Source organism: Shinella sp., from assembly GCF_049651085.1.
Classification (GTDB): Bacteria; Pseudomonadota; Alphaproteobacteria; order Rhizobiales; family Rhizobiaceae; genus Shinella.
The window spans coordinates 106953-129246 of the sequence record NZ_JBASBL010000004.1 but is presented as its reverse complement, the minus strand read 5'-3'; the positions used below and the strand labels follow the sequence as shown (position 1 = coordinate 129246).

The 22294-nt window shown below is 63.2% G+C and carries 21 protein-coding genes; 11 read left to right on the top strand and 10 right to left on the bottom strand.

What is annotated here, in order from left to right:
• The first annotated feature begins 146 nt into the window (after positions 1–146).
• Genes WA950_RS01080 through WA950_RS01070 form a run of 3 tightly spaced genes read left to right on the top strand, consistent with a single transcriptional unit; the run spans position 147 to position 3330 of the window.
• A complete protein-coding gene (locus WA950_RS01080; RefSeq protein ID WP_424550053.1) occupies positions 147–1541 on the top strand; it encodes a circularly permuted type 2 ATP-grasp protein in 1395 nt (464 codons plus the stop codon).
• Positions 1542–1546: 5 nt separating this feature from the next.
• Positions 1547–2488, top strand: a complete 942-nt coding sequence (locus WA950_RS01075) for an alpha-E domain-containing protein (protein ID WP_424550052.1) — start codon at positions 1547–1549, stop codon at positions 2486–2488.
• 17 nt (positions 2489–2505) lie between these two features.
• Complete coding sequence (locus WA950_RS01070; protein ID WP_424549817.1) at positions 2506–3330, top strand: transglutaminase family protein; 825 nt, start codon at positions 2506–2508, stop codon at positions 3328–3330.
• Between the two features lie 33 nt (positions 3331–3363).
• On the opposite strand, the gene WA950_RS01065 is transcribed toward WA950_RS01070, so the two are convergent.
• The 4 genes from WA950_RS01065 to chvE form a co-directional block, all read right to left on the bottom strand.
• Positions 3364–3948, bottom strand: a complete 585-nt coding sequence (locus WA950_RS01065; protein ID WP_424549816.1) for a polysaccharide biosynthesis GNAT family N-acetyltransferase UppQ — start codon at positions 3946–3948, stop codon at positions 3364–3366.
• A 235-nt stretch (positions 3949–4183) separates the two neighbouring features.
• Positions 4184–5392 (bottom strand): multiple monosaccharide ABC transporter permease, encoded by a 1209-nt coding sequence (gene mmsB / locus WA950_RS01060; protein WP_424549815.1) that lies wholly within the window; start codon positions 5390–5392, stop codon positions 4184–4186.
• Positions 5392–6927: a multiple monosaccharide ABC transporter ATP-binding protein gene (gene mmsA, locus WA950_RS01055; RefSeq protein WP_424549814.1), complete on the bottom strand. Its 1536-nt coding sequence runs from the start codon at positions 6925–6927 to the stop codon at positions 5392–5394. Before mmsA ends, mmsB begins: the two co-directional genes overlap by 1 nt.
• A gap of 120 nt (positions 6928–7047) precedes the next feature.
• Positions 7048–8121 (bottom strand): multiple monosaccharide ABC transporter substrate-binding protein, encoded by a 1074-nt coding sequence (gene chvE, locus WA950_RS01050; protein WP_424549813.1) that lies wholly within the window; start codon positions 8119–8121, stop codon positions 7048–7050.
• A 259-nt stretch (positions 8122–8380) separates the two neighbouring features.
• On the opposite strand from chvE, the gene WA950_RS01045 reads away from it, so the two are divergent.
• Together WA950_RS01045 and WA950_RS01040 are read left to right on the top strand one after the other, a co-directional pair.
• Complete coding sequence (locus WA950_RS01045) at positions 8381–9388, top strand: LysR family transcriptional regulator (protein WP_424549812.1); 1008 nt, start codon at positions 8381–8383, stop codon at positions 9386–9388.
• Positions 9389–9402: 14 nt separating this feature from the next.
• On the top strand, positions 9403–9897 hold the full coding sequence (locus WA950_RS01040; RefSeq protein ID WP_424549811.1) for a hypothetical protein: 495 nt from the start codon (positions 9403–9405) through the stop codon (positions 9895–9897).
• Between the two features lie 18 nt (positions 9898–9915).
• Here WA950_RS01040 and WA950_RS01035 read toward each other — a convergent pair whose 3' ends face one another.
• The 5 genes from WA950_RS01035 to WA950_RS01015 form a co-directional block, all read right to left on the bottom strand.
• Entirely contained in the window at positions 9916–10155 is a 240-nt protein-coding gene (locus tag WA950_RS01035; protein WP_424549810.1) for a hypothetical protein, read from the bottom strand.
• A 63-nt stretch (positions 10156–10218) separates the two neighbouring features.
• Positions 10219–11013 (bottom strand): 3-methyl-2-oxobutanoate hydroxymethyltransferase, encoded by a 795-nt coding sequence (locus tag WA950_RS01030; protein ID WP_424549809.1) that lies wholly within the window; start codon positions 11011–11013, stop codon positions 10219–10221.
• Positions 11014–11024: 11 nt separating this feature from the next.
• On the bottom strand, positions 11025–12248 hold the full coding sequence (locus WA950_RS01025) for an NAD(P)/FAD-dependent oxidoreductase (protein ID WP_424549808.1): 1224 nt from the start codon (positions 12246–12248) through the stop codon (positions 11025–11027).
• A gap of 10 nt (positions 12249–12258) precedes the next feature.
• Entirely contained in the window at positions 12259–12573 is a 315-nt protein-coding gene (locus WA950_RS01020) for a MocE family 2Fe-2S type ferredoxin (RefSeq protein ID WP_306032137.1), read from the bottom strand.
• A gap of 23 nt (positions 12574–12596) precedes the next feature.
• Positions 12597–13682: a fatty acid desaturase family protein gene (locus WA950_RS01015; RefSeq protein WP_424549807.1), complete on the bottom strand. Its 1086-nt coding sequence runs from the start codon at positions 13680–13682 to the stop codon at positions 12597–12599.
• A gap of 161 nt (positions 13683–13843) precedes the next feature.
• Here WA950_RS01015 and WA950_RS01010 point away from each other — a divergent pair, with 161 nt between their 5' ends.
• From WA950_RS01010 to iolG, 6 genes are all read left to right on the top strand, one after another.
• Entirely contained in the window at positions 13844–14875 is a 1032-nt protein-coding gene (locus WA950_RS01010; RefSeq protein WP_424549806.1) for a LacI family DNA-binding transcriptional regulator, read from the top strand.
• Between the two features lie 156 nt (positions 14876–15031).
• Positions 15032–15844, top strand: a complete 813-nt coding sequence (locus WA950_RS01005; RefSeq protein WP_424549805.1) for a TIM barrel protein — start codon at positions 15032–15034, stop codon at positions 15842–15844.
• Between the two features lie 253 nt (positions 15845–16097).
• Positions 16098–17027: a sugar ABC transporter substrate-binding protein gene (locus tag WA950_RS01000; protein ID WP_424549804.1), complete on the top strand. Its 930-nt coding sequence runs from the start codon at positions 16098–16100 to the stop codon at positions 17025–17027.
• Between the two features lie 105 nt (positions 17028–17132).
• Positions 17133–18671 (top strand): sugar ABC transporter ATP-binding protein, encoded by a 1539-nt coding sequence (locus WA950_RS00995; protein ID WP_424549803.1) that lies wholly within the window; start codon positions 17133–17135, stop codon positions 18669–18671.
• Between the two features lie 51 nt (positions 18672–18722).
• A complete protein-coding gene (locus tag WA950_RS00990) occupies positions 18723–19742 on the top strand; it encodes an ABC transporter permease (protein ID WP_424549802.1) in 1020 nt (339 codons plus the stop codon).
• 101 nt (positions 19743–19843) lie between these two features.
• On the top strand, positions 19844–20836 hold the full coding sequence (gene iolG, locus WA950_RS00985; RefSeq protein ID WP_424549801.1) for an inositol 2-dehydrogenase: 993 nt from the start codon (positions 19844–19846) through the stop codon (positions 20834–20836).
• Positions 20837–20886: 50 nt separating this feature from the next.
• On the opposite strand, the gene WA950_RS00980 is transcribed toward iolG, so the two are convergent.
• The gene (locus WA950_RS00980) at positions 20887–22107 is read right to left on the bottom strand and encodes an ROK family transcriptional regulator (RefSeq protein ID WP_424549800.1); all 1221 of its coding nucleotides are present in this window, start codon (positions 22105–22107) and stop codon (positions 20887–20889) included.
• Positions 22108–22294: the final 187 nt, after the last annotated feature.

Genomic DNA, 22294 nt, shown 5'->3' with positions numbered 1-22294 from the left:
CCGGAAGCCCGGATTGCAAGCGCTTGCGATCATTCCCGATGCGGCGTGAGAATTCTTGATCGCTAATTGAGCATGGTTCTTGCTTTGCCCGGGATGTTGTACTCAAATGGTGAAAAATGGGGAATACGCTTTTGGCATTTGATGAAATGATGAATGCGGCATCGAACCCGCGGCAGCCATACGAAAACTACCATGACTGGTATGAGGGGCAGGATCGGGCTCGCCTGATCGCCAAGTCAAGGGACGCCGAGAACCTCTTTCGAAAGACCGGCATCACCTTCGCGGTCTACGGACACGCGGACAGTTCCGAAAAGCTCATCCCCTTCGACATCATTCCGCGCATCATTTCCGGCCGGGAGTGGCGCAAGCTCGCCCAGGGCATCGAACAGCGGGTCATCGCCCTCAACGCCTTCCTCGACGACATCTACCACAAGCAGGAAATCATCAAGGCGGGCCGCGTGCCGCGCGAGCTGATCGAGCGCAATGTCGCCTTCCTGCCGCAGATGATCGGCTTCAAGCCGCCGGGCGGGGTCTATACCCACATCGTCGGCACCGACATCGTGCGCACCGGCGAAGACCAGTTCTATGTGCTGGAGGACAATGCCCGCACCCCTTCCGGCGTCAGCTACATGCTGGAAAACCGGGAAACCATGATGCAGATGTTCCCCGAGCTGTTCCACCTCAACAAGGTGCGCCCGGTCGAGGACTATCCCAAACTGCTGCGCCAGAGCCTTGCCTCGCTGGCACCGCCCGGCTGTTCGGGCAAGCCGCGCGTTGCGGTGCTGACGCCCGGCATCTTCAACTCCGCCTATTACGAACACGCTTTCCTTGCCGACATGATGGGCGTGGAACTGGTCGAGGGTTCGGACCTGCGCGTCGTCGACGGCAAGGTGAAGATGCGCACGACCCGCGGCTATGAGGCCATCGACGTGCTCTACCGCCGCGTCGACGACGACTTCCTCGACCCCCTCACCTTCCGGCCGGATTCCGCCCTCGGCGTGCCCGGCATCATGGATGTCTACAAGGCCGGCAATATCACGATTGCCAATGCCCCCGGCACCGGCATTTCCGACGACAAGGCGATCTATTCCTACATGCCGGAGATCGTCGAGTTCTATACCGGCCGCAAGGCGCTGCTGGAGAACGTGCCGACCTGGCGCTGCTCGGAACAGGACAGCCTGAAATACGTGCTCGAGCACCTGAGCGAGCTTGTCGTAAAGGAAGTGCACGGTTCGGGCGGCTATGGCATGCTCGTCGGCCCGACGGCCTCGAAGAAGGAATGCGCGGCCTTTGCCGAAAAACTGAAAGCCCGGCCGGCGAACTACATCGCCCAGCCGACGCTCTCCCTCTCCACGGTTCCCATCCTCGTCAACAAGGGCATCGCGCCCCGGCATGTCGACCTCAGGCCCTACGTGCTTGTTTCCGACAAGGTGCAGATCATTCCCGGCGGACTCACCCGCGTGGCGCTGAAAGAAGGCTCGCTGGTGGTCAACTCCAGCCAGGGCGGCGGCACGAAGGATACGTGGGTACTGGAGGACTGATGCCGATGCTCGGAAGAACTGCAAACGGCCTTTACTGGATGTTCCGCTACATCGAGCGGGGCGAAAACATTGCCCGCCTCATCGATGCGGGCCTGCGCATGGCGCTGACGCGCAGCGGCTCCACCGACGAGGACTGGGACGGCGTCCTGCAAAGCGCCGGCGTGCGCGAGGATTTCGACCGCGTGCACGATACGCTGACCAGCGCCGACGCCATCGACTATCTCCTGCGCGACCGGTGCAATCCGTCAAGCGTGATGTCCTGCATCGATTCCGCCCGCAACAATGCCCGCATGGTGCGCACGGCGCTGACCCGCGAAACCTGGGAAGCGACGAACGAGTGCTGGATCGAACTGAAGCAGTTGCTTTCCAAGCGCGCCAAGCCGGCGGACATGCCGGAGTTGATCGATGCCATCAAGCGGAGCACCGGCCTCATCCGCGGCACCTTCCACGGCACCATGCTGCGCGACGACATCTACAACTTCTCGCGCATCGGCACCTTCATCGAGCGGGCGGACAACACCGCGCGCATCCTCGACGTGAAATACTACGTGCTGCTGCCGGCGATCGCCACGGTCGGCTCATCGCTCGACAACAAGCAATGGGAATCGATCCTGCGGTCGGTCTCCGCGCACCGGTCCTACAGCTGGGTCTATGACGGCGACTATTCGCCCGCCAATATCTCGGACTTCCTGATCCTCAACGACCGCATGCCGCGCTCGCTCGCCTACAGCTACGACAAGATCGTCAGCAATCTGGGCTATCTCGCCAAGCTCTATGGCGACAGCCACGCCGCGCATGACACGGCATCCTCGACGTTGATGCTGCTGAGAAGTCGCACCATGGACGATATCATGGACCAGGGGCTGCATGAATTCATCGAGGAGTTCATCATGCACAACAACCGCCTCGGGGAGGAAATCTCCGAAGGCTACCGCTTCTATCGGTAGGGGCACGGGGGCGCAGGATGCGACTGAAGATCAGCCACACGACCGAATATCACTATGACGATCCGGTGCAGTATTCGCTGCAACGGCTACGGCTGACGCCGAAGAGCCAGCCGGGCCAGATCGTGCATTCCTGGGCGACGACCGTGCACGGCGCCCGCCTCGAGGCGGGCTACACCGATCATTTCGGCAACCATGTCGATCTCGTCAGCACCGACACCGAACAGGTGACGATCCGCATCGTGGCCGAGGGCGAGGTCGACACGCAGGACCGGGCGGGCGTGTTCGGCCCGCATCAGGGCTTCGTGCCGCTTTGGCTGTATCTGCGCGAAACGCCGCTGACCACGCCCGGAAAACTTGTGCGCGACCTCGCCAGGACGATCGCCGGCGAGAACGAACTGGCCCGCATGCACGACCTGATGGGCGCCATCCACAAGGCAGTCGCCTACCGACCCGGCGAGACTGCACCGGACACGACGGCCGAGCAGGCGCTGGAAAAGCGGCAAGGTGTCTGCCAGGACCACGCGCATATCCTCATCGCCACGGCGCGCCATCTCGGCATTCCCGCCCGCTATGTCTCCGGCTACCTGCTGATGGAACAGCCCGAGCAGACGGCAAGCCATGCCTGGGCGGAAGTGCATCTGCAGGGCCTCGGCTGGGTCGGCTTCGACGCCGCAAACGATATCTGCCCGGATGCGCGCTATGTCCGCCTGTCCATCGGCCTCGACTACAAGGATGCGGCGCCGGTTTCCGGCATGGTTGTGGGCATGGCGGCGGAAACGATGAGCGTGGCCATCACGGTCGAGCCCGCCGCCAGCCAGAGCCAGTCGCAAAGCCAGAACTGAAGCGGCAGCCCCGGAGGGCTGCCGATCCTTCTCTCAACGGGACGCCATTTCGAGCAGGCGGCACAGCTTTACCAGCGCGGCATCGTAGCCGCCGTTGTCAATGCCCCCGCAACGCTTGAGAAGCTGCATGCGCTCGTTGCGTGAGAGCTGCGAGAACTGGCGCAGGGTCCGCCGCTCGGTGCTGGTCATCACGCCGCCACCGGAGGTTCCGGGCCTGACGCCGGTGGACCCCAGGCCAAGACCGACATTCGCGTTGAGCAGGCCGCCGCCGCCCACCGTTGCGCCGACCTTCGCTCCAAGGCCGCCCGATCCGCCGACGCTGGCTGTAACACCTGCATCCACCAGCCCTCTTGAGCCGCCGACATTGGCGCTGGCCTTCGCATTGATGCCCTTCGCGCCGCCGACGCTGGCTCCGACCTTTGCGTCGGCAAGCCCCTTGCTGCCGCCGACAGTCGCGTTGACCCCGGCCTTGACGCTACCGAGGCTCACCCCGACACCGACATTGAGACCACCCCGGTGTTCCTGGGCAACCGATTGGACCGGCACGGCAAGAATCGCAGCGACCAGTACAACCGCCGACAACCGGGGAAGCGATACTGCATTCGATGCTGTGGACATGGTAACCTCCAGATCAGCGGCCAGTCCGGGATTGGACCGGCACTACAAACGGAAGGTTGAGTTGACGCCTTTTGCTCCATCAGCGCAAAAGCGATCGGTCCGCAAGGAAAAGGAACGATTGAGATAGCAAATCCAGGCCGCTCCGATGCATCGGAACGATACGATTCGGGGCGCGGCCCGCAAAACCGCGCCCCGAAAGGGTCAACAATACTGATATGGTCTGGCCGCGTTCCGGTCAGCCCTTGTTCTTGTTGTAGACGTCGAAGAACACGGCGGCGAGCAGCACCAGGCCCTTGATGAGCTGCTGGTAGTCGATGCCGATGCCCATGATCGACATGCCGTTGTTCATGACGCCCATGATGAAGGCGCCGATGACCGCACCCGTGATCTTGCCGACGCCGCCGGAGGCCGAGGCGCCGCCGATGAAGCAGGCTGCGATGACGTCGAGTTCGAAGCCGACGCCGGCCTTCGGCGTCGCCGAATTGAGGCGGGCTGCGATGATCATGCCGGCGAGCGCTGCAAGCGCGCCCATGTTGACGAACGTGTAGAAGGTAAGCCGCTCGGTATTGATGCCCGAAAGCTTCGCCGCCTTCTCGTTGCCGCCCATGGCATAGATGCGCCGGCCGATCGTCGTGCGTGTCGTAACGAACGTGTAGAACGCGATCAGGATACCCATGACGACAAGCACGTTCGGCAGGCCGCGATAGGTTGAGAGCTGGAAGCCGAGGAAGATCGCCACCACGCCGATGATCGACATCTGCACGGCAAAGAAGGCAAAGGGCTCGTTCTCGGTCTCGTGCAGCGCATTCATGCGGCGCTCGCGCAGGCCTGCATAGACCGCGTAGGCGACGAGCAGGATGATCAGGATAAGGGCGAAATAGTTCTTGATGAGGCTCGTCGCCGGGTCGCTGAGGGACAGGAAGTCCGGCACGAACCCTGTCGAGAGGATCTGGAACTCCTTCGGGAACGGACCGACCGGGCGGCCGCCGAGCACGACATAGGTCATGCCGCGGAAGACAAGCATTCCGGCGAGCGTCACGATGAAGGCCGGTATCTTCTGGTAGGCGACCCAGTAGCCCTGCGCCGCGCCCATCACGGCGCCGACGAGAATGCAGAGCGGCACGACGACGATCGCCGGCAGCCCCCATTTCACCAGCATGATCGCCGATATGGCGCCGATGAAGGCGACGATGGAGCCGACCGACAGGTCGATATGCCCCGCCACGATGATCAAGAGCATGCCCAGCGCCATGATGACGATGAACGAGTTCTGCAGCACCAGGTTGGTGATGTTGACCGGGCGGAAGAGAACGCCGTTGGTGATGACCTGGAAGAAGATCATGATGACGACGAGCGCGACGAGCAGGCCGTATTCGCGGATGTTCTTGCGAAGGTAGTCCCCCACCGAAGGCTGGGTCGTCTTGGTCGCGGTATCGGTGGCCATTAGTGTTTCTCCCCGGAGCGCATGATGGCGCGCATGATGGATTCCTGGCTTGCTTCCGCCTTGGAGAGCTCGGCCACGATGCGTCCTTCGTTCATGACATAGATGCGATCGCAGGTCCCGAGCAGTTCCGGCATCTCTGACGAGATCATCAGGATGCCCTTGCCCTCGGCGGCAAGCTGGTTGATGATTGTGTATATTTCGAACTTGGCGCCGACATCGATGCCGCGCGTCGGCTCGTCGAGGATCAGCACCTGCGGGTCCGTGAAGAGCCACTTCGACAGCACGACCTTCTGCTGGTTGCCGCCCGAAAGATTGACCGCTTCCTGATAGATCGAGTGCGAGCGGATGCGCAGCTTCTGGCGGTAGCCCGAGGCAACCTTGGCTTCCTGATGGCTGTCGATTACCGTCGCCCTGGAGACGCCCTTCAGATTGGCGAGCGTCGTGTTGCGCATGATGTTGTCGATCAGCACGAGGCCGAGCTGCTTGCGGTCTTCCGTCACATAGGCAAGGCCCGCCTCGATCGCCTTCGGGATCGTGCTGACGTCCACGGGCTTGCCGCGCATGGCGACGTCGCCGGTAATCTTGTGGCCCCAGGAGCGGCCGAAGATGCTCATCGCGGTCTCGGTGCGGCCCGCACCCATCAGGCCGGCAATGCCGACCACTTCGCCGGCGCGCACGTTGAAGCTCACATCGTGCAGGAACTGGCGGTCGCGATGGTGCTGGTGGAAGACGTTCCAGTTCTTCACTTCCAGCAGCGTCTCGCCGATCTTCGGCTCGCGCGTCGGATACCGGTCTTCCATTTCGCGGCCCACCATCCCCTTGATGATGCGGTCCTCGGAAATGTCCTCGTGGTGACAGTCGAGCGTCTCGACCGTGCCGCCATCGCGCAGGATGGTGATCTGGTCGGCGACCTTTTTGATCTCGTTCAGCTTGTGCGAGATGATGATCGAGGTCATTCCCTGTGCGCGGAATTCCATCAGCAGCTTCAGGAGCGCATCGGAGTCCTTCTCGTTGAGCGAGGCGGTCGGCTCGTCGAGAATGAGCAGGCGCACCTTCTTGGAGAGCGCCTTGGCGATTTCGACGAGCTGCTGCTTGCCGACGCCGATATCGGTGATCAGCGTGCCCGGCGGCTCCTTGAGCCCGACCTTGTCGAGCAGGTCATGCGTCAGGCGGAAGGCCTTCTTCCAGTCGATGATGCCGTTCGTCGCGACCTCGTTGCCGAGGAAGATGTTTTCCGCGATCGACAGAAGCGGCACCAGCGCCAGCTCCTGGTGGATGATGATGATGCCCAGATGCTCGCTGTCGGAGATCGTGGAGAAGCGGCGAACCTCGCCGTCGAAATGGATTTCCCCCTCGTAGGAGCCGGCCGGATAGACGCCGCTCAACACTTTCATGAGGGTGGATTTACCGGCGCCATTCTCACCGACAAGGGCGTGAATTTCGCCTTCGCGGACCTTCAGGTTGACGTTGTCGAGGGCTTTTACGCCCGGAAACGTCTTCGTGATGCCACGCATTTCCAGAAGAGTCTTGCTCATTTACCAGTTTCCAGCGGCCGTCCGCCATCGTTCAGGCGGCCAAGCGAGCCTATTCGCTCTGCGATCCGGAGAAAAGGGGTCCGCGCCGAACACGCGAACCCCGGAGAGTGTGAAGAACGATCAGTTGTTGATCTGGTCTTCGGTGTAGTAGGCCGAGCCCGTGACCAGGATGTCCTTGGCGTTGGACTTGTCGACGGCGACCGGCTTCAGCAGGTAGGACGGAACGACCTTGACGCCGTTGTCGTAGGTCTTGGTGTCGTTCACTTCCGGCTCCTTGCCTTCCATGAGCGCGTTGACCATGCCGACGGTAACCTTGGCCAGTTCGCGGGTGTCCTTGAAGACCGTCGAGTACTGCTCGTCGGCGAGGATCGACTTGACGGACGGCAGTTCGGCGTCCTGGCCGGTGACGATGGCCATCGGCTGGTCGCCCGAGCCGTAACCGACGCCCTTCAGGGCCGACAGGATACCGATGGACAGGCCGTCATAGGGCGACAGGACGCCATCGACGCGGCCGTCGGTGTAGGTCGAGGACAGGAGGTTTTCCATGCGGGCCTGCGCAACCGCGCCGTCCCAGCGCAGCGTGCCGACAGTTTCCATGCCGGTCTGGCCCGACTTGATGACGATATCGCCACTGTCGACCAGCGGCTGGATGACCGACATCGCGCCGTCGTAGAAGAAGAAGGCGTTGTTGTCGTCCGGCGAACCGCCGAACAGCTCGACGTTCCATGGCTTGGTGTCCGGGAACTTCGCTTTCAGGCCGTCGACGAGGCTGGTCGCCTGCAGAACGCCGACCTGGAAGTTGTCGAACGTGGCGTAGTAGTCGACACTGCCCGAGTCGCGGATGAGGCGGTCATAGGCAATGACCTTCACGCCGGCATCGGCCGACTTCTGAAGGATGTCGGACAGCGTCGTGCCGTCGATGGCGCCGATGACGAGAACCTTGGCGCCCTTGGTGACCATGTTTTCGATCTGGGCCAGCTGGTTCGGAATGTCGTCGTCAGCAAACTGCAGGTCCGGCGTGTAGCCGGCGTCCTTGAACAGCTTTTCCATCGTCTCGCCGTCGGAAATCCAGCGCGTCGAGGTCTTGGTGGGCATGGAGATACCGACCATGCCCTTATCCTGGGCAAAGGACGGCGCTGCGAACGACGCGACGCTGATAGCGGCTGCGGCGAGAAGCGAAGTGATCATTTTCATTGAAAGGTCTCTCCCTTGTGCGCACTGGCCGAAATTGCGGCCAGGCATTGTTCCGTGCACCGGCGGGGTCGCATTTCAGGCGACGGCCTGGACTGGTCGGGCACAAAAACCCGCCGGTCCCCACTCCCAAGGACCCCAGCGCACATTGGCGCAAGGTCTACCGAATTGCCATAACTGTCAAATGCAATGAACTTCTAAATCGATACCATATTTGATATATGGAGGGTCAAATATACTATTTATATGAATGGAGGAAAACATGCGCCTGGAGGACGACAAGGCCGAGCAGCTTCTTGCCGGGGAGAACCTCGACAATCTGCAAGGCATAGGCCTGCTGCGAAGCGGCCTGAAGCTCAGCCATCTGCGCATGATCGTGGCCATCGAGGAGCACAAGCAGGTGAGCGCGGCGGCGGATGCGCTCAATATCTCGCAGCCTGCTGCCTCGCGCATGTTGACGGAGATGGAGACGATCCTCAAGGCCCAGCTTTGCGAACGCATCTCGCGCGGCGTGGCGCTCACGACCTCCGGCCGGGCCTTCGCCCGCCGGGCGCGCACCATCCTGCTGGAACTGCGCGAGGTCGACCGCGAGCTTTCGGCGCTGAAATCCGGCACAGGGGGTTCGGTGTTCCTCGGCTCGGTGACGGCGCCGGCCATCAGCCTCGCCGTGCCGGCGATCCAGCAGGTGAGCGCTGCCTATCCCGGTATCGAGGTGAATGTCCGCGTGGAGACCAGCAATGTGCTCGCCCGCGAACTGCTTGCCGCGCAGCAGGACTTCATCATCGCCCGCGTGCCGGATGACCTCAATCCGCGCCTGTTCAACGTCACGGAGATCGGCATCGAGAAAGCCTGTCTCATCGTGCGCAAGGGGCATCCGCTGACGGAAAAGCCGGTCGTCAGCCTCGCCGACCTGCCCCGTTACGACTGGGTGTTCCAGCCGGCCGGCACGCTTCTCAGGCGCCGCATCGAGGAACTGTTCATCGCAGCTGGCGTGCCGCTTCCCTCCACCGTGGTCAACACCTCGTCGATCCTGCTCACCACCGCCATCGTCTGCGGCTCCAACGCGATCGCGCCGGTGGCGCGCGACATGGCGACCTTCATCGCCGACGTCGGCGCGCAGGCCGGCGAGGTCAGCATCCTCAACACGGATTTCGAGATCGACATCAAGCCCTACAGCCTGATCTCCGTCAAAGGCAAGGCGCTCCCGCCGAGCGCCAAACTACTCTATGATCTGATCTGGCAACGCAGCCGGACGCTCTCGCCGGACTGAACGAGGAAGACACCATGTTCGGCATGACCGTATTCGAATCCGTGCTGGAACGGCTGAAGGCCGAGGCCCGCGAGGCCGCCGAGGAGGCCGACGGCGACGCACCGGAAGAGAGCGGCCCCGGCGAGATACGCGGCTTGACCTCCGGTTTTGCCGGCCTCGGTACGGGAGCGACCTTCGTTTCCGGTTCGCACGCCGCCGCCGCCTATCTCGATCTCTACGAAGAGCCTAGCCCCCCGCAGCCGCTGCCGAGCGAGCCACCGCCGGCACCGCCGCCGCATCTCCTGCGCACGACGCCGGAAGAGGTGGCGGAAGATCTTGCCCTCACCGGCAAGGAGAGCGTGAACGATCTGCTTGCCCGCCGGCGCGACTTTGCGCGTGAAAATCATCCCGACCGCACACCGGAGGATCTGCGCACCAACGCGAACCTGCGCATGAAGATCGCCAACATGCTGATCGACGAGACGATCCGGCGGGTCAATGTCGAGAAAAGTCTCGGCCTGTCACGCTAAGGCTTTGGCTGGAATTGCCTATTCCTTCTTCTCTCCGCCCTCTTCCGCCCCTTCCGACGGCTTGGCGGCCGGGTCGGACGGCTTGAAGAAGAGGATGAGGTTGGCGAAGGCGTAGGCGGTCACGACGAGGAAGATCGTGCCCCAGGTCTGCTCGCCGTTGTAGAATTCCACCCCCGTCCAAGTGGCACAGAACCCGACCAGAAGCAGCCGCCGCCAGAGCGGACGGTAGAATGGATGGTCGGTATCGATGAATTTCATGAACGTCTCCTCACGCCTTCAGCGCCTACATAGGCGGTTTTGCGGCGTGGGGAAACCAACTTCTCAAGCATCGATCCGATCGAGGAAGGCGGCAAGTTCCGCCGGCTCGATGCCGACGAGATGCCCCTTCCCGGGATAAGTGCCCGAACGCACGTCATCGGCATATTCGCGAAACGCGGCGATGCGCTCCTGCTGAAGCCGATCGTATTCGGCGGCGAAATTGCGATAGACCTTTGCATGGCGCGGATAGTGACCGCGGTTCTGGCCAAGCACATCGTCGGCAAAAAGATATTGCGCATCGCAGCCGGTACCCGCCCCCATGGAAAGCATGACGAGTGCGGTTTTCGCGCTGATCGCCGCGGCGATCTCGCCGGGCACGACCTCGATCTCTGCGGCAAAGGCCCCGGCCTCTTCCAGCGCCTTCACCTGCCGGAAAATTTCGAGCGCGCTTTGCGCCGTCTTGCCGACGGCGCGAAAGCCGCCCGTCCATGTCGCCTTGGAGGGAATGAGACCGACATGGCCGCAGACCGGAATGCCCTCTTCGCGCAGCCGCCGTACGGTCGAAAGGCCAGCCGCGCAATAGACCGCATCCCCACCTGCCTTCATCGCCTGAAAGGCGCCGCGCAGGTAATCGTCGGTCGTGACGAAATCACCGTATTCGAGGCCGGGAAAGGCAAAGACGGTGGGCGCTGCCTCGCGGAAGGCCGGTCCCAGCAGGGCGGGCGGCACGGAAACGAGATCGATGCCCGCCTGTTCGGCGGCTTCCGCCTCCTCAAGCGTCACGACGCGCAGCATGGTGAGCTGACGCTTGCCCTTCATCGCCTGCAGGTCTGCGACGGTCGGTCTTTTGGTCTTCACGGTAGTCTCCCTCAGGCGGCGAGCAGTTTTTTCAGTCTGGTTTCCGGCGCAGCGAGCACCGCGGGATCGGGATGGCTGCGGGCGGCGATGAGCATCTCGGCAAGCCGGATATCGCGGGCGACCGTATTGCCCGGGCCGATGCCGCTTGCCGCAATGAGCCGGCCGTCCCCATCGAGGTGGAAGAGGATGAAGGCCCCCTCGCCCATGTCGCGCCGGATCGTCGTTGCCGCACCCTCGGCAAGGCCCGCGATCTGCAAGGTCATGTCGTACTGGTCCGACCAGAACCACGGCACGGCCGAATGGGCTTCGATAGCGCCAAGCATGTTTGCCGCCGCGAGCTGGCCCTGCTCCTGCGCATTGCGCCAGGATTCGAGGCGGATGCGGCGCTCGCCATAGAGCGCCAGCGGATAGGAGGTGCAGTCGCCGGCGGCAAGGATGTCCGGGTCCGACGTGCGCAGCATTGCATCGACCGCGATGCCGTTCTCGACCGCAAGGCCGGCGGCCTGCGCCAGTTCCGTGTTCGGAACGGCACCGATGCCGACGACGAGCAGGCTCGCGGCGACGATACGGCCGTCCTCGAGCGCAAGGCGCACTTCACCCGGCCGCTCCTCGATGGCTGCGACCCTGGCACCGCAAAGGATTTCCACGCCCTCCGCGGCATGGCGATCGGCAACGATTTCGGCGATTTCGGACGGAACGCCGCGCGACAGCAGGCGCGGCAGCCCTTCGACAAGGGTCACGCTCGCGCCGAGCTTGCGGGCGCTGGCGGCAAGTTCGAGCCCGACAAAGCCGCCGCCGAGAATGGCGACATGGCTTCCCTCCACCAGATGCGCCCGGATGCGGATCGCATCGTCGTGGCTGCGCAACGCGGCGATGCGCGCGCCATAGGCGACACCCGGCAGGGCGCGCGGGCGGGCTCCGGTAGCCAGCAGCAGCTTGTCGTAGGGCAGCGCCGTGCCGTCGTCGAGCATCACCTGCTTGCCGATCCGGTCGATCTCGCAAACCGTGCGGCCGCAAAGCACATCGATCCGCGCCTCGGCATAGCGCTCGGCATCCGCCACGAGTTTCGGATCGGCCCCGGCGACCAGCGCCTCCTTGGAGAGCGGCGGGCGCTCATAGGGCAGATGGGTCTCGCTGCCGATCAGGGTGATCGAACCGCCAAACCCGTTGCCGCGCAGGGCGAAGGCCGCGCGCGCACCGCATTCACCGGCGCCGACGATGACGAAACTCATCATGATGTTTCCTCTAGAGCCCGATGAAGACCGTGCCGCCCTCGACCTTGACCGGATAGGTCCGCAGGTCGACGCAGACGGGAGCGCCCTTCGCCTCGCCGGACCGATAGTCGAAGCGGCCGTTGTGCTTGGGACATTCGATGATGTGATCCATCACCAGACCGTCGGCCAGGTGGATCTTCTCATGGGTGCAGAGACCGTCCGTCGCATGATAGGTGTCTTCCGGGCTGCGGTAGATCGCGAAGGTGCGGCCCGCATGGTCGAAGCGGATGACATCCTCTTCGTCGATCTCGTCTGCCGCACAGACCTCAATCCAGTTGTCGCTCATGATTTTCCTCCAGAAATTGGCTGTTACTCGGCCGCGGCAGCCGCGGGTTCGGCGTGGAATTCTTCCTTGTAGGGGCGCGCCGTCGGCGGCAGGTCGCGCTTCAGGAAATAATCCTCGTTGCGCAGCTGCCGCAGGAAGGCCGGGATCATTTCCCGGTAGCCGTGCCACATGGACGGGTTCGGCGCCGGCAGGTCATGCCTGATCATGGCATGCAGCCGCGGCAGCGCGTGATAGGGCACCATCGGAAACATGTGATGCTCCACGTGGTAGTTCATGTTCCAGTAGATGAAGCGGCTGACGGGATTCATGTAGACCGTGCGGCTGTTGAGCCGGTGGTCGATGACATTGTCGGCAAGGCCGCCGTGCTGCAGCAGGCCGGTCAGCACATGGTGCCAGGCGCCGTAGAGCCGCGGCAGGCCGATCAGCATGGCCGGCAGGATCGAGCCCATGGAGAAGCAGGCGGCAATGGTCGCGACATAGATGGCGAGCCAGATGCGGGCAATGCGGATGGCCTTCGGCTGCTCCATTGCCGGCACGAAGGTCTTTTCCGCCGCGCTCATGACGCCGGCCGCGTTGCGCAACATGTCGACGACGGCATGGAACGCGTCGAGAAGGCCGAAGAAGTTGAGGACGAGCCGCAGCAGATCCGGCGGGCGCATGACCGCGATTTCCGGGTCGCGGCCGACGATGACCGTATCGGTGTGGTGGCGCGTATGGCTCCAGCGCCAGGTCACCGGATTGCGCATGATCATGAAGCAGGCGATCTGGTAGACGGCATTGTTCATCCACATCGTCTTGAAGGCCGTGCCGTGGCCGCATTCATGCCAGCGGCTGTCGGAGGCCGAGCCATAGAGAACGCCATAGACGAGGAAGAACGGCACGGCCCACCAGCTTCCCCAGAACCAGATGCCGGCCGCGCCACAGACCAGCATCGCCCCCAGCCAGATCGCGGTGTCGCGAATGGCCGCCGCGTCGCTGCGCTGCATCAGCGCCTTCATCTCCTTGCGCGGGATTTCGGTGTGATACCATTCGGCCGCGGCCAGCCCATTGGCAACGGCGGCCTCGGCATCGCGGCCAAGAAGGCTGTAATCCCTCTTCGTCGGGTTCATCGCTCGTCTCCTCCACGCGGGGCACTCTCTCCGACCCGCCTCGTCTGATGGACAAACGATAGCGCCGCTTCTTGCGCCTCTCAATCCTGCCATGATAGAATGCGTCAAATTCTATCATTCGCTATCATCATCGCTTGATGGAAAATCTCAGGGAGGCGACCATGGCATCGAGACCCACCATAGCGGATCTCGCCAGAGCGGCCGGCGTCAGCGTGGCGACGGTCGATCGCGTGCTGAACGGTCGCCACAAGGTGCGCGAGGAGACGGCGCGGCGCGTCTACGATGCGGCCAATGCCATCGGCTATCATGCGATCGGCCTCATCCGGCAGCGGGTGTTCGAGGACCTGCCGCAATACCGGCTGGGCTTCAGTTTCCAGCGCGCCAATCAGGCCTTCTACCAGAATTTCGCACGCGAGATCGAAATCGCCTGCAATGCCTGCACCACCGCGCGCATCGTGCCGCAGGTCGAATTCATCAATGCCCAGACACCGGCGGCAATGACCGAGATGCTGCGCCAGCTTTCGGCGCGCAACCAGGCGCTCGCCGTCGTCTCGCCGGATTACCCGGCGACGACCGCCATGGTTGAAGACCTGAAAACTCGCGGCATTCCGCTGTTCTGCCTGCTCTCCGACTTCGCCATGGACGTGCGACAGGGCTATATCGGCCTCAACAACATGAAGGTCGGGCGCACCGCGGCATGGATGATCGCGCGCGGCGCGAAGCATCCCGGCAAGGTTGCGATCTTCGTCGGCAGCCACCGCTTTCACGGCCATGAATTGCGTGAAATAGGCTTTCGCTCGTTCTTCCGCGAAAAGGGCCTGGGGTTCGAGGTGCTCGACACGCTGGTAAACCTCGACACCAGCGAGATCACCCACGAGGCGACGGCAAACCTTTTGGCGCAACACCCCGATCTCGTCGGGCTCTATGTCGCCGGGGGCGGCATGGAGGGCGCGATTTCGGCAATCCGCGAGGAAGGCCTGGCCGGCAGGGTGCAGCTCATCGTCAACGAACTGACCCCGGAATCCAAGGCCGGCCTTGCCGACGACGTGGTGACCATGGCCATCAACACGCCGTTGCCGACCCTTTGCCGCGACCTCGTCTCGCTGATGGTGACGGCCATCGAGAAGGGCGAAAATGCCGTGCCGGGCCAGACATTCCTGCCCTTCGATATCTTCCTGCCGGAGAATATCTGACGCTGAATGATGGTTTTCCATCATGCTGACCGCTCAATCTCTCAACAATGACGGCCCCGCTCGTATCTTCGGCTTTGACGCCCGCAAAACCTATCCCGATCCTCATGCGTGCATGCGAGGCCGCCCTGTCGGCAGCCTCGAAGACCGGAGGACCCCATGCCGACCCTGACTTTCGCCCTCAACCACATGACGGCGCCCGGCCTGAAGCTCGACGCCTTCTTCGCCCTGGCCGTCTCCCTCGGCATGAACGCCGTCGAAATCCGCAACGACCTTGACGGCAATGCCATCCTCGACGGCACGACACCGGCCGAGGTCAAGGCTCTGGCGGAACGCCACGGCGTGACGATCATCTCGATCAACGCCCTCCAGCGCTTCAACGAATGGACGCCTGCCCGTGCGGCGGAGGCCGGTGACCTCATCGGCTATGCCGCCGCCTGCGGCGCGCGCGCGCTCGTGCTCGTGCCAAAGAACGACGGCACCGGCCAGGCCGAAGGCGAGCGGCAGGCCAATCTTCGCGAGGCGCTGGAGGCGTTGAAGCCCCTGCTGGAGGCGGCCGGCATCATCGGCCTCGTCGAGCCGCTCGGCTTCGAGATCTGCTCCCTGCGCTCCAAGCGCGAGGCGGCGGAAGCAATCAGGGCTATCGGCGGTGAACGGACATTCCGCCTTGTGCACGACACGTTCCACCATCACCTCGCCGGTGAGCCGGAGCTCTTTGCCGACCTCACCGGCCTCGTCCATATCTCCGGCGTCGAGGATCCGGCCGTTGCCGTTTCCGACATGCGCGACGCCCACCGCGTCCTCGTCGGTCCCGCCGACCGCATCGGGAATACGAGCCAGATCAAGGCATTGCTTGCCGCCGGCTATGCCGGGCCGCTCTCCTTCGAGCCTTTCGCACCGGCCGTGCATGCCGTTGCCAACCCGAAGGCGGTGGTCGCAGGCAGCATCGCGTTCCTGCGCGAAAACATCTGAGCAGCCCCGCCGGCGGGCTTTTCGCCGGCAGTTTTCCCCAAGCCATGCGGATTCCTGATCCCCAAAAATGGAACAGGCTTGACGTCTCAGGCAGAAAATGGAATAAACATTCCGCAATGATGAATTCGCGGTTTGTTTATTCTGTTTTGGCTTTTTGCCTCCCGGGAGGAGCAAGGAGCCGGCTGCCCGCAAGGGTCAGCAATCCGGATAATCATGTGGTGCCGCCGGACGCCACGTTGAGGAGGAGAACGACATGAAAAAATTCATACTTGGTTCGGCGCTTGCCGTGATGATGTCGACCGCGGCCCATGCCGAGACGATCGGCGTGACGATGGCGCAGTTCGACGACAACTTCCTGACCGTCCTGCGCAACGGCATGTCCGATTACGCCAAGACGCTCGACGGCGTCGAGCTGCAGGTCGAGGACGCCCAGAACGACGTCGCCAAGCAGCAGAGCCAGATCCAGAACTTCATCGCCTCGGGCGTCAGCGCCATCATCGTGAACCCGGTCGATACCGATGCGACCGCCGCCATGTCGAAGGCCGCAGCCGAGGCCGGCATCGCGCTGGTCTATGTCAACCGCGAGCCGGTGAACGTCAACGAACTGCCGGAAAAGCAGGCCTTCGTCGCTTCGAACGAGCTGGAATCCGGCACGCTCGAGACCAAGGAAGTCTGCCGCCTACTTAACGGCAAGGGCAAGGTCGTCGTCATGATGGGCGAACTGTCCAACCAGGCGGCCCGCATGCGCACGCAGGACGTCAAGGACGTCATCGCGACCGACGAATGCAAGGGCCTCGAAATCGTCGAGGAACAGACGGCAAACTGGCAGCGTACGCAGGGCCAGGACCTGATGACCAACTGGCTCTCGGCCGGTGTGGAATTCGACGCCGTCATCTCCAACAATGACGAAATGGCGATCGGCGCGATTCAGGCGCTGAAGGCAGCCGGCCGCTCGATGGACAGCGTTGTCGTCGCCGGTATCGACGCCACCCAGGACGCGCTTGCCGCGATGGCGGCGGGCGATCTCGACGTGACCGTGTTCCAGGACGCAGCCGGTCAGGGCAAGGGCTCGGTCGATACCGCGCTGAAGCTCGCAAGGGGCGAAAAGGTCGACTCGAAGGTCTACATCCCCTTCCAGCTCGTGACCCCGGCCAATATTGCCGACTTCCAGGCGAAGAACTGATCGGTTCTCGCCTGTAAAGGACGAAACGACCAGACTGTTGTGGACGCGCGCACGCCAGCGTGCGCGCGTCCGACCCGTTTCAGGTTGCTCCGGGAGGGAGGGACGATGGTTAGTCCGACCACCATGGCCGCGGTTCGTGCAAGCGGCGCCATTCCGAATGCCGATTATCTCCTGTCTGCGGAAGGTATCCGCAAGGAATTCCCGGGCGTCGTGGCGCTCGACGATGTGCAGTTCAAGCTGAAGCGCGGCAGCGTGCACGCCCTGATGGGCGAGAACGGCGCGGGCAAGTCCACGCTCATGAAGATCCTCGCCGGCATCTACACGCCGGACCAGGGCGAGGTCCTGCTGAAGGGCCAGAAGATCCGGCTGCAATCGCCGCTCGATGCGCTGGAAAACGGCATTGCCATGATCCATCAGGAGCTGAACCTGATGCCCTTCATGACCGTTTCGGAAAACATCTGGATCCGCCGTGAACCGAAGAACCGCTTCGGCTTCGTCGATCATGGCGAGATGAACCGCAAGACGGCCGCGCTCTTCAAGCGCCTCAACATCGCGATGGACCCGGAAACGCAGGTGCGCGACCTTTCCGTCGCCAACCGCCAGATGGTTGAGATCGCAAAGGCCGTTTCCTACGAATCCGACGTCCTCATCATGGACGAGCCGACCTCGGCGCTCACCGAGCGCGAGGTGGACCACCTCTTCACGATCATCCGGGACCTGCGCTCGCAGGGCATCGGCATCGTCTACATCACCCACAAGATGAACGAGCTGTTCGAGATTGCCGACGAGTTCTCGGTGTTCCGCGACGGCAAGTATATCGGCACCCATGCCTCCACGGATGTCACCCGCGACGACATCATCCGCATGATGGTCGGCCGCGAGATTACCCAGATGTTCCCGAAGGAAGAGGTGCCGATCGGCGACGTCGTCCTGTCGGTCAGGAACCTCACCCTGAAGGGCGTCTTCCACGACGTGTCCTTCGATGTGCGCGCGGGCGAAATCCTCGGCCTTGCCGGCCTCGTCGGCTCGGGCCGCTCGAATGTCGCCGAAACGATCTTCGGCGTCACGCCCGCCACCTCCGGCAGCATCGAGATCAACGGCAAGCCGGTGAACATCGACAGCCCGAACAAGGCAATCCAGCATCGCATGGCGTTCCTCACGGAAGACCGCAAGGATACGGGCTGCCTCCTGATCCTCGACATCCTGGAAAACATGCAGATCGCGGTCTTGCAGGACAAGTTCGTCAAGAACGGCTTCGTCTCCGAGCGCGAGCTGACGAAGGTCTGCGAGGAAATGAGCCGGAAGCTGCGCGTCAAGACGCCGAACCTTTCGGAGCGCATCGAAAACCTTTCGGGCGGCAACCAGCAGAAGGTGCTGATCGGCCGATGGCTGCTCACCAATCCGCGCATCCTTATCCTCGATGAGCCGACGCGCGGCATCGACGTCGGCGCCAAGGCGGAAATCCACCGCTTCGTCACCGAACTCGCCCGCGACGGCGTCGCCGTCATCATGATCTCGTCGGAAATGCCGGAAGTGCTAGGCATGAGCGACCGCGTCATGGTCATGCACGAGGGTCGCGTCACCGGCATTCTCGACCGGGCGGAGGCGACGCAGGTCAAGGTGATGGAACTGGCGGCCCAGTAAGATCTGGCCCCTAAAATTCAGGGCCGCCAGGCGGCCGCAAGGGAGGTAATCATGAGCACGAATTCCGCCGCGCAGGCTACAGCCGCCGCGCAGAAACCTGCCCGCCGGCTCCCGCCGGAACTCAGCATCTTTCTCGTCCTCGTCGGCATCGCGCTGGTCTACGAAGTCCTCGGCTGGATCTTCGTCGGCCAGAGCTTCCTGATGAACCCGCAGCGCCTGACGATCATCATCCTGCAGGTCTCGGTCATCGGCATCATCGCCGTCGGCGTGACGCAGGTCATCATCACCGGCGGCATCGACCTGTCATCCGGCTCGGTCGTCGGCATGACGGCGATGTTCTCCGCCTCGCTCGCCCAGGCCTCCACCTGGCCGCGCGCACTCTATCCTTCACTGACCGACATGCCCGTCATCGTTCCGGTAGCGCTCGGCGTCGGTGTCGGCCTGCTTGCCGGCTTCATCAACGGCCAGCTCATCGCCAGAACCAAGATCCCGCCCTTCATCGCCACGCTCGGCATGATGGTGTCGGCGCGCGGCATCTCCAAATGGTACACGAAGGGCCAGCCGGTCTCGGGCCTCAGCGAACAGTTCAGCTTCATCGGCACCGGCATCTGGCCCGTCGTCATCTTCCTCGTCGTCGCCGTGATCTTCCACATCGCGCTGCGCTACACCCGCTACGGCAAGTTCACCTATGCGATCGGCGCCAACGTGCAGGCCGCCCGCGTCTCCGGCATCAATGTCGAATCCCACCTCGTCAAGGTCTATGCGATTGCCGGTGCGCTGGCAGGTCTGGCCGGCGTCGTCACCGCCGCCCGCGCCCAGACTGCACAGGCCGGCATGGGCGTGATGTACGAACTCGACGCCATCGCCGCGACCGTCATCGGCGGCACCTCGCTTGCCGGCGGCGTCGGCCGCATCACCGGCACGGTCATCGGCACCGTCATCCTCGGCGTCATGACATCCGGCTTTACCTTCCTGCGTGTCGATGCTTTCTACCAGGAGATCGTCAAGGGCGTGATCATCGTGGCCGCCGTCGTCATCGACGTCTATCGCCACAAGAAGCGCAAGACGTAACAGGAATTCTGCGGTCCGGCCGCGGCGCTTTTGCGGGGCGAGCGTATCGCCCCGTCCCTTCCCCGGCGGCAAGGCCGCCGGTTCGACCAGAGAGAATGAAGATGACTGTGAGATTTGGTCTTCTCGGCGCAGGCCGCATCGGCAAGGTGCATGCCAAGGCCGTGACCGGCAATCCCGATGCCGTGCTCGTCGCCGTCGCCGATGCATTTCCGGCAGCCGCCGAAGCGATCGCCAAGCAGTATGGCTGCGACGTGCGCACGATCGAGGCGATCGAAGCCGCCAAGGATATCGATGCCGTCGTAATCTGCACGCCGACCGACACCCATGCCGATCTCATCGAGCGCTTCTCGCGCGCCGGCAAGGCGATCTTCTGCGAAAAGCCGATCGATCTCGACGTCGACCGCGTGCGGGCCTGCATGAAGGTCGTCGAGGAGACCAGGGGCAAGCTCATGGTCGGCTTCAACCGCCGCTTCGACCCGCATTTCATGGCCGTACGCAAGGCCATCGACGACGGCCGCATCGGTGACGTCGAGATGGTGACGATCACCTCGCGCGACCCCGGCGCGCCCCCGGTCGACTATATCAAGCGTTCTGGCGGCATCTTCCGCGACATGACGATCCACGATTTCGACATGGCCCGCTTCCTGCTCGGCGAAGAGGTCGTCTCGGTGTCCGCCACGGCCGCCGTGCTTGTCGATCCGGAGATCGGCAAGGCCGGCGACTATGACAGCGTCTCGGTCATCCTCCAGACGAAGTCCGGCAAGCAGGCGGTGATCTCCAATTCCCGCCGCGCCACCTACGGCTACGACCAGCGCATCGAGGTGCACGGCTCGAAGGGCATGGTTTCGGCGGAGAACCAGCGCCCGGTCTCCATCGAGGTCGCCAATGGAGAGGGCTATACCCGCCCGCCGCTGCACGACTTCTTCATGACCCGCTACACCGAAGCCTATGCCAACGAGATCGCGGCCTTCATCGCGGCAATTGAAAAGGGTGCCGCCATTTCGCCTTCCGGCGCCGATGGCCTCGCGGCCCTCGCGCTCGCCGATGCCGCCGTGAAGTCGGTCGAGGAAAAGCGCCAGATCTCCGTCGCCTGACGGAAACCTCCTCCCAGGCAACTGGCCGGGCGACCCGTCGCCCGGTCTTTTTATTCGCCCGGCGTCCTGGCGGTGATGATGTCGTGATCCATTTCCGCCAGCGCCCGGTCGAGATGACCTTCCAGCACCAGCGTCGCCTCTTCCGGCACGACGGAAATCGGCGGCGCGCCGAAAAGGCGTATCTGCTGCGACTGCGCCAGCCCCTCCTCGAGACCGCGCTGGATGAGATCGAAATAACGCGTGCCCGGGCCGGTGATCGCAATCGGCATGTTCTCGTAGAGGCTGACCATGCGTGACAGCCCCTGCCCCAGGGCAAGCCCGGCCTGGCGGAAGGCATATTCCGACATGCGATGCCCCTGCCGGGCGCGCAGCGCGATCTTATCCATTTCGGCCAGCGGCACGAACTTTGCCGGGATCGTATCCGGCGGCACCTCAAAGGCGGTGCGCAGAATGCCGTAAAAGCCGGCGGACGCCTCGATGCAGCCCTGCGCGCCGCAGCGGCACAGCTTGCCATCCGACGAATTCAGCATGTGCCCGAAATTCGGCGCGGTGACGGTGAGTTCGCCCGACCGGTCGAACCGCGCAATGCCAAGCCCAATGCTATGACCGAGCGACAGAGCGGCGACGGCCTGAAGATTTTCGACGCCCGCCTTGCGCATGCGCAACGCCATGGCGTGGGCAACGAGCAGCGTTTCGTTGCTGAGCAGGATCTTCGCCCGCCAGCGCGGTTCCAGCAGCGCCATGAAATCCACCTGCTGGTCGCCGAAGACCGGGGACCAGACAAGCCGCGCGGAGGCCGGATCGACAAGCCCCTTGCTGCTGATGGAAACGACCAGAACCTTTTCCCGCTCGATCCCCGAACGGCTCACCAGCTTGTCGAGCGCAGCGACAAAAGCCTCGGCAAAGGGCCGCGTCGTGTTGTCCGCGTGATTGCGCGGCTCTTCAAACCGGTCGATGAGCGTGCCGCCATAATCGGCCAGCGAGTACTGCACGATATCGGAGGCGATGCGCACGGCGATGAGATAGCCCGCACCACGGCGCTGGCCGAAGATGACGCGCGGCCGGCCGCGCGTGACCGCAGCCTGCTGCTCGCGCCGCTCCAACACCTCGGCCTTTTCAAGCTCGGCCGTGATGACGGAGACCGTGGCGGAGGCAAGGCCCGTGTGATGGGAAATATCCGTATGCGCAAGCGGCCCGTGCCGGCGCAGCGACGAGAGAACGAGCGCGCTGTTTTGCTGACGGACAAGCTCCGTGCTCGACTTGGTCAGCATCTCTCGTTTCCGCCCGCTTTCATCTCACGCAACACATGCCCCTCCCAAAGCATCTGTCACGCCGTCACACAAGGCCCTTTCAAGGCGTGTTGACAGCCTCCGAAAGTTCTGACATTTATTTTCTCGACTGTCGAGAAAAAAGTCCCGGCACCGTCGGGAGGGGTATCGAGGCAGTGTTATCGTGGCC